Here is a 10,775-nt window from a genome sequence, read left to right on the forward strand (position 1 = left end):
TTGTAGTTATGCCAAAGAATAAAGATGTAAAAAAGGTTCTCGTAATCGGTTCGGGACCCATTGTAATAGGACAGGCTGCGGAGTTTGACTACGCCGGAACACAGGCCTGCAGATCACTGAAGGAAGAGGGAGTTGAAGTTGTACTCGTAAACTCAAACCCCGCTACCATCATGACAGATAAGGACATCGCTGATGAGGTATACATCGAGCCTCTTACAGTCAAGGTCCTTGAGCAGATAATTGAAAAAGAAAAACCTGACTCAATTCTTCCGACCCTCGGAGGCCAGGCAGGACTTAACCTTGGTATGGAGCTTGATGAGTCGGGCTTTTTAAAGAGCCACAATGTAAAACTTCTTGGAACTACTGCTGAGACCATCAGAAAAGCTGAGGACAGACAGGAATTCAAGGATACCATGGAAAAGATCGGAGAGCCCTGCGCAGCATCAACCGTTGTTCACAACGTTGAGGACGGCGTTGCCTTTGCAAAACAGATCGGTTATCCGGTAGTTCTTCGTCCCGCCTTTACACTTGGAGGATCCGGCGGCGGTATCGCTCATAACCAGGCAGAGTGCGAAGAGATATTAAAGAACGGACTCAGACTCTCAAGAGCCAATGAGGTTCTTGTTGAGCGCTGCATCGCAGGCTGGAAGGAAATCGAGTACGAGGTAATGCGTGACGGAGCAGGGAACTGCATCACCGTCTGCAACATGGAAAATATCGATCCTGTCGGCGTTCATACCGGCGACTCAATAGTTGTTGCTCCATCACAGACCCTTACTGACAAGGAATACCAGATGCTCAGAAGTTCAGCTCTTAACATTATCAATGAGCTGGGGATCACCGGAGGCTGCAACGTACAGTTTGCTCTTCATCCCACAAGCTTTGAGTACTGTGTAATTGAGGTTAACCCAAGGGTAAGCCGTTCATCCGCTCTTGCAAGTAAGGCAACGGGATATCCGATTGCCAAGGTTGCTGCCAAGATCGCTCTTGGATACACTCTGGATGAGATTAAAAACGCAATTACAGGTAAGACCTATGCAAGCTTTGAGCCTGCTCTTGACTATTGCGTAGTCAAGTTCCCGCGTCTTCCTTTCGATAAATTCATAACCGCCAAGAGGACCCTCACTACACAGATGAAGGCAACCGGTGAGGTTATGAGTATATGTACTAACTTTGAAGGTGCAATGATGAAGGCTATCCGTTCTCTTGAACAGCATGTGGACTGCCTTACAAGTTATGATTTCTCAGACCTTGACGACGATGATCTGAGGGAGCGCCTTAAAGTGGTTGACGATCAGAGAATATGGGTTATAGCAGAGGCACTTCGTCGCGGCTTCAGTCATGATGAGATCCATGAGATCACCATGATCGACCTCTGGTTTATAGACAAGCTCCATACACTGGTCAAGATGGAACTTCGTCTGCTTCGTGCAGGAGAGAGGAACACAGCAGGAAAGACCGGCACTCTCGAAGATGCCAAGAAGGCCATAAGTTATGACCTTCTTCTTGAGGCAAAGCGCCTTGAGTATCCCGACAGCGTAATTTCCCGCTTCACAAGATTTGATGTTTCAGTGTTAAAAGAGCTGAGGGATTTCTATAATATTAAGGCTTCCTACAAGCTTGTTGATACCTGTGCTGCTGAGTTTGCTGCCCAGACACCTTACTATTACTCGGTTTACAACGGACCCGATTCGGAGGATGAAGCCCGCTTAAAGGAATCGGACAAGAAGAAAATCCTTGTCCTTGGTTCAGGCCCTATCAGGATCGGCCAGGGTATTGAGTTTGACTATTGCTCTGTTCATGCAACCTGGGCATTTAAGAAGGCCGGCTACGAGACCATCATTATCAACAACAACCCTGAGACTGTAAGTACTGACTTTGATATTGCAGACAAGCTCTACTTTGAGCCTCTTACACCGGAGGATGTTGAGAATATCGTCAGGCTTGAAAAGCCTGACGGAGCTGTAGTTCAGTTTGGTGGTCAGACTGCGATCAAGCTCACTCAGGACCTCATGAAAATGGGTGTAAAGATCTACGGAACCGATGCTGCGGACGTTGATGCTGCAGAGGACAGAGAGATATTTGACCGCATCCTTGAAGAGACGCAGATCAAGCGTGCTGCGGGAGCTACAGTGTACACAGCTGAGGAGGCAAAAGAGGTTGCTAACCGCCTCGGCTATCCTGTACTGGTGCGTCCTTCCTACGTTCTTGGCGGACAGGGCATGCAGATAGCTCTTTCCGATCAGGAAATCGAGGAGTTCATGGGCATCATCAACAGATATGCTCAGGATCATCCAATCCTCGTAGATAAGTATCTTCAGGGTATTGAGACAGAGGTAGATGCTGTGTGTGACGGCGAGGATATCGTCATCCCCGGTATCATGGAACATATCGAGCGGAGCGGAATCCACTCCGGCGATTCAATCTCGGTTTACCCCGCACAGTCTCTTTCACAGAAGGTAAAAGACACTATCGCAGAATACACAAGAAGACTTGCAAAGGCACTTCATGTAATAGGCCTTATCAACATCCAGTTCATTGCTGTCGGAGATGAGGTATACATCATTGAAGCTAACCCCAGGTCTTCACGTACCGTTCCTTACATCAGTAAGGTTACAGGTATTCCGATCGTTGATCTTGCAACACAGGTTATGCTCGGCAAGAAATTAAAAGACCTTGGCTATGAGCCCGGACTTCAGAAGGAAGCTGAGCATATCGCCATCAAGATGCCTGTATTCTCATTTGAGAAGATCAGAGGTGCTGAGATCAGTCTCGGACCTGAGATGAAGAGTACCGGTGAGTGTCTCGGAATCAGTAAGAGTTTCAATGAAGCTCTCTACAAGGCTTTCCTTGGCGCAGGAGTAAATCTTCCGAAGCACAAGCAGATGATCATCACCGTCAAAGATTCCGACAAGGGTGAAGTCATCGAGATCGCAAGGCGTTATGAGAAGCTGGGATACATCATTTACGCCACAAGATCAACTGCCGAGACGCTCAACGAGAACGGCGTAAAGGCAAGAAAGATAAATCGTATCAACCAGGAATCTCCTACAGTCATCGACCTTATCCTCGGTCACAAGATCGATCTTGTAATCGATACTCCTACTCAGGGAAGAGATAAGACAAGAGACGGATTCCTCATCAGAAGAACAGCAATCGAGACCGGTGTAAATGTTATAACTGCACTGGATACCGCCAGAGCTCTGGTAACAAGCCTTGAGTGCTCGGCCAATGAGGAGAGCCTTGAGCTTATAGATATTGCTAAGGTGTGATGCTTATGGCAAGTGAAAAAAGAAATAACGTGACATATGATGATCTGTACAAATACAGAAGCATATGGATGGGAATTGCTATAGTATGGATAATTTACTATCATTTTCCCCATGATTTTATTACCAATCCGTTGCTGCTGAAATTGCAGCTGTATGGATATGCAGGGGTGGACATGTTTCTTTTTGCGTCGGGAATAGGATGTTACTATTCCCTGAGCAGGGACTGCAGTCCCCTCGGCTTTATGAAGCGAAGACTTAAAAGAATCCTTCCGTCCTACTGGTTTTTCCTGATCATGTGGTCGGCTTTGAAGCTTATTCAAAATCAGGTTGACCTAAAGGCTATACTTGGTAATTTTCTGGGAGTTCAATATTTTTCATCTGCCGGCATTGCGTTTAACTGGTATATCGGTCTTTTGCTTGTATTCTATATTCTTGCACCACTTCTTTTTGAATTGTTAAAAGGAGTTGTTGCACCGGTCAAATATGTAATGCTTACCGCACTGATGATCCTGTTTACTGTTCCGTTTATAGGAGATCAGGGATTATTAATAGCTTTTTCAAGACTTCCTGTATTTTTTATCGGAATGTGTTTTGGTAAAGCGGGAGTCATAAAGAGAAATGTGAGTAAAAACGACGCTTTTCTTATTACGGCAGCAGGCTTTTTGGGCGTTGTTGTTCTCTACATCGTAGACAGATACTTTTATTCGCATATATGGGAAACCGGTCTTGCATGGTATGTGTTTATGCTTATAGCACCGTTTTTGTGTCTTCTGATTTCCTGTGCATCAGACCTTGTAAGTAAGGCAGGACCCGGAAGGATAGTGCTTTCCGTATTTGAGTTTTTCGGGAAGTATTCATTTGAATTGTTTATGGCTCATCTCTTTGTGATAGATATTAGAGCATTTTTTGTAGAAAAAGGGATACTTGCCGATGGGCTTTGGACCTGGTGGTCTGTTATAATATTCTCAGTACCGTTTGCTCTGGTTCTTGGTATTCCCGGAAGACTTATCGGAAATAATAAAAAAATCTGATTGGAGATACAAGTCTTTATGTCCAGGGTTATTTATGAGAATGCTCTTGATAATGAGTTAGATATAAAGGATTTAAGCTTTGAGGGAAACGGCGGGATTTCTTTTGCCGGAGGCGCGATGCGCATGACATCTGCAGAAGAGACAGTGCTGTGGTATACAAAGCCTCTTCCGGCTGATGTCAGGATTGACTGGGAATTTAAGCCTTTGTCAGATTCCGGAACAGCGCAGCTTCACTTCGCAGCCAAGAATGCAGGCGATAAGATATCGGAATTTCTTTTGTCTTACTACAACAGAGGATTGGCAGAAGAGAGGTCTTTTCACACCTGCTCACTCTACAAGAACGGCCCGGAGAATATGGTATATAAAGGAGCAGACCCCATGGCGGGCGCTGCGGAGGATACCTGGTACCGGCTTTCTATGGTAAAGCGCGGAAAAGATGTCTATTATGGAATAAACAATCTGGAGCTGGTCCATTTCCATGATGACGGAATTACTCTCGGTGAGATACTGACAGGAGGCAATATGGGGCTTGGACAGCTTTCCGGGACAGAGGCTCTCTATAAAAATTTAAAGGTGACATGGATATGAAGATACTAGTTATCAACGGACCGAACCTGAACTTCCTCGGAATCAGGGAGAAGGCGGTTTACGGCAATCAGGATTATAACTATCTCTGCAATATGATAAAAGACAAGGCGGCAGCTGATGGTGATGAGGTGGAATGCTATCAGTCAAACCACGAGGGAGCCATTATCGACAGGCTTCAGGAGGCTTACAGCGACGGCACGAAAGGGATTGTCATAAATCCCGGAGCATATACCCACTACAGTTATGCTATCCACGATGCGCTAAAGAGCCTTGAGAATATCATCAAGGTTGAGATACACATCTCGGATATCCAGTCCAGGGAGGAGTTTCGAAAGGTTTCCGTTACAGCTCCTGCCTGTGATAAACAGATATACGGACATGGCCTTAACGGCTATCTTGAGGCTATGGACTATATACACGAAGCGCTTAAATAAACCAACAAAGGATTACTTACATGGCAAAGACAGTTAAGATGGCAGACATAGCCAAAAAAGTTGGAGTGAGTGTTGTCACGGTATCCAAAGCCCTCACGGGACAGAAGGGTGTCAGTGAGAGTACCCGTCAGCAGATCTTAAGGCTTGCGGATGAGATGGGATACGTTCAGCCCTCCGCTGCTACCCGCAGTGAAGTAAAGGGCCATAACATAGGCATTATCATTCACGACAAATACTTTAGCAAATACAATTCATTTTATCTGCAGATGTATCAGATGCTCACAAGCCGACTTGGTGCTCAGGGAGATTTCACTATCTTAGAGCTGATAACCCATGACATGGAAAAAGAGCTGACGGCTCCGAATCTGCTTAGGGAAAACAAGATAGATGCTCTTGTGATGCAGGGTGAATTTTCAAGGCGGTACTGCGAGTTTATAAAGAGCGTGGCAGGAGATATTCCTTTGGTATATCTGGATTTCTGCGACGAGTCCAGAGATGAAGTGTCTGTTATATCAGACAGCTTCTACGGCTCCTACTATATGACCAATTACCTGTTTGAAAAAGGTCACAGAGATATTGCCTTTGTGGGATCTCTTTTGCAGACAACATCAATTACCGACAGATATCTTGGATATGTAAAGTCCATGATGGAGCATGGAATTCAGGTAAGGCCTGACTGGCAGATTGATGACAGAGATAAGAATACCGGAATCATCTTTGAACCTGATAAGCTTCCACTTCCGCTGGAACTTCCCACAGCTTTTGTATGTAACTGCGATCTTACAGCAGGAGTACTTATTAAGAGGCTGGAGAAAGAGGGGTACAAGGTTCCCGAAGATTTCTCGGTAGTAGGATATGATAACTTTATTTTCCCGGGAGTCTGTGACGTGGAGATAACCACTTATGAAGTAGATATGCCTGTTATGGTGCAGAAGGCAGTTTCCTATCTGACATCTCTTTTAAATGGAGAGGATGTGAAAATGGGAACGCACATTATTACAGGACATCTGATAGAAAAAGACAGTGTAAAAGCTCTTAGCTGATGCTAAGAGCTTTTGTTTTTTCTGTATTCGGCAGGTGTCTGCGAGGTTTCTCTCTTAAAGAGCTTTATGAAGTGACTGGTGTTGGCGATGCCGACATCGTACCCCACGGCATTTACCGTGATATCTGTCTGTTCAAGAAGTGTCTTGGCCTGCTGGATCCTGATGTTGTTGAGATATTGAAGAGGTGAGTGGCCGTAGTAGTTCTTGAATTCCCTGCAGAGCCTGTATTTGCTTACAAGGAGCCTCTGTTCAAGATTATCTAAAGTAATAAAGGTGTTGTACTCCTGGTCGAGTATCGACTTCATCTCCTGTATATAGCCCGGTATGCCGGGAGTTGCAGAGGGGGTAAGAGCTTTAGAACCTGCCAGATATCCTTCCGTGAGAATGTCAGTCAGTATCCTGGCTCTTAGAAGCTCCGAGTCTGCTCCCTGCCTTAGCAGCAGTCTTTGCAAATATGAGAGCTGGGTTCCTATGTGTTTTTCTTTAAATTCTATAACCTTGGATGAATGTTCTGTATATAGTCTTAAGGATTCCCCTGATAGCAAAAACAAGTGAAAATAGCAAGGAGTACTCTTGGTGTCAAAGCGGAAATTCTCATAGGGCCTTAATAGTATCATGCTTCTCTCGGGCATTGCTATGCTGTCTTTTGTCTTTATCAGAGCATCCCCTTTTTCGATATATAATAATAAATAGAATGGATTATCGATACATTCAAAGGTGGTTGGGATACCGTAGGTAATGGCTCCTCCAAAGACTGCTCTGAGGATGAGAGGATCCAAAGATTCGCTGGCACAGGCCATGAATCTCTTGGTGTCAAGGACATCGGTAAAAGATGTGCCACTACCGAAGAGCCTGTGGAAACGAAAGATATTATTCAGTTCATCGATCGTGGTGTATTTTGAAGATGCCATGATTTACTCCTGTTTATGGGAACATTATAGTAAGTAAAAAGGGAAATATCAACCTAAAATTAACTAAAACGTTTAAGCTAATTAGGTAAAATAAGTTAAATAAATGATTAAAAAGCTAAATTTAAAGCTGATAAATTCATTTATGCAAGAATGAGTTATAAAACGCAAGAATAATAGATGATTAAAAAAAGTAAATAATGTATTCTTCAATCAGTAAATGAAACGGAGCTCGTTAAAAGGAGGATGAATATGAAATTGAAAAGAGCTTTAGCGGTCACACTTATGACAATCATGGCAGCAGGTACGGTTGCTTGCGGGGAGACAACCGTATCTGAAAGCGGTCAGGAGACAGGCGCAGATACTGGCGCAGCAGCACAGGCAGAAGACGAACAGGTTGCTACAGCAGATGCACCTGCTTCCGATTCAGAAGGAATCAAGTCTTACGCTGATCTCGTTCTTGGAGAGGACTTCACTGATCTTAATGCAGAAATCTCTTTCTTCAGCAACAGAACAGACCTTGATTCAGAGGATTATGGCGGAGTTACATGGAAGGAATACATTGAGGCCTTCAATGAAGTTTATCCTGATATCACAGTAAACGTGATCACAGATACAAACTACGCAGAGGATGCCAAGACACACCTTCAGTCAGGAGATTATGAGACAGTAATTCTCATTCCTGCAATTGACAAGGCTGACCTTTCTTCATACTTTGAGTCATTCGGAACTCTTGATGTTATGAACGGACAGATCAACTACGCTGATCACTGGGAGTATCAGGGTGAGGTTTACGGAGTACCTTCAACAGCAACAGCTCAGGGTATCGTATACAACAAGAGAGTGTTTGAGGAGGCAGGTGTAACAGAGCTTCCCAAGACTCCTGAGGATTTTATTGCTGCGCTTAAGAAAATCAAAGAGCATGATCCTTCCATTATTCCTCTCTACACTAACTACGCAGCAGGATGGACAATGGGAAGCTGGGATGATTACACAGGAATCAGTGCAACAGGTGATGTAAACTACACAAACGGAACACTTCTTCATGAGAAGGATCCTTTCAGAGATTATGGCGATTCAACCCACCCTTACGCTGTATACAAGATTCTCTATGATGCAGTTGCGCAGGGACTTACAGAGGATGACTACTCAACAACCGATTGGGAAGGCTGCAAGGGTATGATCAACAGAGGCGAGATCGGATGCATGGTTCTTGGATCATGGGCTTATCCTCAGATGGAAGCTGCCGGAGATAATGCAGCAGATATCGGATACATGCCATTCCCTGTAACAGTAAATGGCAAGCAGTACGCTCTTGCAGGTCCTGACTACTGCTACGGCATCAACAAGAATGCTTCGGATGATGAGAAGCAGGCAGGAATCATCTTTGTAAAGTGGATGACTGAGCAGTCAGGCTTTGTATATAACGAGGATGGTCTTCCAATCAAGGTCGGAAGCACAGAGACAAAGCTTTCATTTGACAATGTTGAATTCCTTCAGGAAGCACCTGCAGCAGAGGGAGAAGAGGATCTTCTCAACGAGCTCAACTCCGAGTCAGAGCTCAACTACAGAGCAGGCGGTGACAGAAGAATCCAGCTCATCATCGAGCATGCATCAATGGGCGATATGGAATTTGATGACATCATGAACGAGTGGAATGAGAAGTGGACAGAGGCTCAGGAAGCCCTCGGCGTTTCAGTAAATGAGTAATTTCAGTCATTTGTTTTTTGCCTGACAACCAAGGAGGATGGGACAATGAAATGGCTTAAAAGTAGAAAGGGACAACAGACTGTAATAATAATCAGCTTTATCACTGTCCCATTACTTCTTCTTGCAATCTTTACCTACCTGCCCTTTGCACAGATGGTACAGTTTAGCTTTTATAAAATGAAATATCTTACACCACCGGACAAAAGAGTCTTTGTGGGATGGAAAAACTATATTGATGTGTTTACCAGAGACGATTGTTTCAAGGCATTAAAGCTCAGTTTCTATTACTGCGCCGGTGCACTGTTTCAGCTGGCACTGGCACTGTTTCTGGCAACGATCTTGAGCTTTGGGGTAAAGGGCGGAAACATCTTTAAAGGAATGATGTTCTTTCCTTACCTTATAAGCGGAATCGCTATCGGTTTTATCTTCAAGTTCTTTTACACAAGAGGGTTCGTCCTTGATTCTATCTTGGGGATCATTGGAGTGAACAAGGACATTCTTCCCTACTGGCTAAAAGATCAGAGTGTAAATAACTGGTCCCTGGTGGCGACCTCTGTATGGCGCTACTTTGGACAGAACATGGTCCTTTTTATCGGAGCAATCATGTCGGTGGATGCTGAGCTATATGAGGCAGCTTCCCTTGACGGAGCAAATCGCTTCCAGCAGTTCTTCCACATAATTCTTCCGAGTATCAAGACCATTGTCACCTTAAACGTGATCCTGTCAATAACCGGATCCTTAAGTGCTTTTGAACCTCCGTTTGTAATAACGGGAGGTGCTAACGGAACAGGAACCTACTTCGTTATCATGAACGAGATTGCACATGTCACGCAGAAAGTAGGACTTGCAAGTGCCATGGCTGTGGTACTTCTGGTGATCATATTCATCGTCACCATATTGCAGAAACTGTTCTTTAAATATGTTTTCAGAGAGGCAGACGCATGAAGATAAGAAAGTTATTCATAAACATAATTAAATACCTGATCCTTGTATTCTTTGCGTTTGCAGCTGTGGTACCTGTAGTATCCTGCATATTTACGGCATTCAAGACATCGGAGGAGTATCAGACAACAAATGTAATTACACCCCCCTCAAACTGGTTATACTTCAATAACTTCGTCAAGGCCTTTCAGACAGCAAACATGGGCAGGGCATTTATGAACTCTCTCATAGTAATGGTGGTTGTTCTCGTTGTTTCTGTCGTAGTCGGAACGCAGCTTGCTTATGTACTGAACCGCTTTGAGTTTTTCGGAAATACCCTCATAAGAAATCTGTTTTTGTTTGCATCACTCCTTCCGTCAATTGCCATGCAGGTTACGGTGTACAAGATCATGAGTACCTTGGGATTTGTAAATCACCTCTACGGCTACATCATCATGATGTGCGGAACTGACGTCATCTCCATTTATATCTTCATTCAGTTTATGGAGAATATATCAAATTCAGTGGATGAGTCGGCGATCATAGACGGCGCTTCCTACTGGACAGTTTATTGGAAGATCATTCTGCCGCTTTTAAAGCCTGCAGTTGTTACGGCGTGCATATTAAAAGGAGTATCGGTCTACAACGAGTACTACTGCGCCAATCTTTATCTTATGGACAAGGAGATACGAACCATGTCCACCTCCCTTTATACCTTTGTCGGTCCCATGGGAAGCCAGTACAACCTGATCTGCGCAGGTGTCCTTATTTCGATCTTCCCGGCGTTTTTAGTATTTATCCTTTGCCAGAAGCAGATTTACAGCGGAATCACGCAGGGCGCAGTTAAGGGATAAAAGAGTTTTTGAGG

At 44.4% G+C, this 10,775-nt stretch carries 9 protein-coding genes; 8 read left to right on the forward strand and 1 reads right to left on the reverse strand.

Annotation, left to right across the window (positions count from 1 at the left end):
* The first annotated feature begins 8 nt into the window (after positions 1-8).
* Genes carB through G590_RS0104790 form a run of 5 tightly spaced genes read left to right on the forward strand, consistent with a single transcriptional unit; the run spans position 9 to position 6,368 of the window.
* A complete protein-coding gene (carB, locus tag G590_RS0104770) occupies positions 9-3,272 on the forward strand; it encodes a carbamoyl-phosphate synthase large subunit (protein WP_022764532.1) in 3,264 nt (1,087 codons plus the stop codon).
* Positions 3,273-3,277: 5 nt separating this feature from the next.
* Positions 3,278-4,303, forward strand: a complete 1,026-nt coding sequence (locus G590_RS0104775) for an acyltransferase family protein (RefSeq protein ID WP_196802468.1) — start codon at positions 3,278-3,280, stop codon at positions 4,301-4,303.
* An 18-nt stretch (positions 4,304-4,321) separates the two neighbouring features.
* The gene (locus tag G590_RS18435) at positions 4,322-4,891 is read left to right on the forward strand and encodes a DUF1961 family protein (RefSeq protein WP_022764534.1); all 570 of its coding nucleotides are present in this window, start codon (positions 4,322-4,324) and stop codon (positions 4,889-4,891) included.
* The gene (locus tag G590_RS0104785; protein ID WP_026493937.1) at positions 4,888-5,325 is read left to right on the forward strand and encodes a type II 3-dehydroquinate dehydratase; all 438 of its coding nucleotides are present in this window, start codon (positions 4,888-4,890) and stop codon (positions 5,323-5,325) included. Before G590_RS18435 ends, G590_RS0104785 begins: the two co-directional genes overlap by 4 nt.
* Positions 5,326-5,345: 20 nt before the next feature.
* A complete protein-coding gene (locus G590_RS0104790; protein ID WP_022764536.1) occupies positions 5,346-6,368 on the forward strand; it encodes a LacI family DNA-binding transcriptional regulator in 1,023 nt (340 codons plus the stop codon).
* Between the two features lie 2 nt (positions 6,369-6,370).
* On the opposite strand, the gene G590_RS20435 is transcribed toward G590_RS0104790, so the two are convergent.
* Positions 6,371-7,279: a helix-turn-helix domain-containing protein gene (locus tag G590_RS20435; protein ID WP_022764537.1), complete on the reverse strand. Its 909-nt coding sequence runs from the start codon at positions 7,277-7,279 to the stop codon at positions 6,371-6,373.
* A gap of 249 nt (positions 7,280-7,528) precedes the next feature.
* Between G590_RS20435 and G590_RS0104800 the strand changes: the two genes are divergently transcribed.
* Genes G590_RS0104800 through G590_RS0104810 form a run of 3 tightly spaced genes read left to right on the forward strand, consistent with a single transcriptional unit; the run spans position 7,529 to position 10,761 of the window.
* Positions 7,529-8,986, forward strand: a complete 1,458-nt coding sequence (locus G590_RS0104800) for an ABC transporter substrate-binding protein (RefSeq protein WP_022764538.1) — start codon at positions 7,529-7,531, stop codon at positions 8,984-8,986.
* A 45-nt stretch (positions 8,987-9,031) separates the two neighbouring features.
* Positions 9,032-9,931 (forward strand): carbohydrate ABC transporter permease, encoded by a 900-nt coding sequence (locus tag G590_RS18445; RefSeq protein ID WP_022764539.1) that lies wholly within the window; start codon positions 9,032-9,034, stop codon positions 9,929-9,931.
* Positions 9,928-10,761 carry a carbohydrate ABC transporter permease gene (locus G590_RS0104810; RefSeq protein WP_022764540.1) on the forward strand — a complete coding sequence of 278 codons (834 nt, stop codon included), beginning with the start codon at positions 9,928-9,930 and terminating at the stop codon, positions 10,759-10,761. Before G590_RS18445 ends, G590_RS0104810 begins: the two co-directional genes overlap by 4 nt.
* The last annotated feature ends 14 nt before the right edge of the window (positions 10,762-10,775 follow it).

This window comes from Butyrivibrio sp. XPD2006 (assembly GCF_000420865.1).
Classification (GTDB): Bacteria; Bacillota; Clostridia; order Lachnospirales; family Lachnospiraceae; genus Butyrivibrio.

Coding starts and splice junctions, on each gene's coding strand:
- carB (WP_022764532.1), top strand. CDS start 9: ATGCCAAAGAATAAAGATGTAAAAAAGGTTCTCGTAATCGGTTCGGGA.
- G590_RS0104775 (WP_196802468.1), top strand. CDS start 3,278: ATGGCAAGTGAAAAAAGAAATAACGTGACATATGATGATCTGTACAAA.
- G590_RS18435 (WP_022764534.1), top strand. CDS start 4,322: ATGTCCAGGGTTATTTATGAGAATGCTCTTGATAATGAGTTAGATATA.
- G590_RS0104785 (WP_026493937.1), top strand. CDS start 4,888: ATGAAGATACTAGTTATCAACGGACCGAACCTGAACTTCCTCGGAATC.
- G590_RS0104790 (WP_022764536.1), top strand. CDS start 5,346: ATGGCAAAGACAGTTAAGATGGCAGACATAGCCAAAAAAGTTGGAGTG.
- G590_RS20435 (WP_022764537.1), bottom strand. CDS start 7,279: ATGGCATCTTCAAAATACACCACGATCGATGAACTGAATAATATCTTT.
- G590_RS0104800 (WP_022764538.1), top strand. CDS start 7,529: ATGAAATTGAAAAGAGCTTTAGCGGTCACACTTATGACAATCATGGCA.
- G590_RS18445 (WP_022764539.1), top strand. CDS start 9,032: ATGAAATGGCTTAAAAGTAGAAAGGGACAACAGACTGTAATAATAATC.
- G590_RS0104810 (WP_022764540.1), top strand. CDS start 9,928: ATGAAGATAAGAAAGTTATTCATAAACATAATTAAATACCTGATCCTT.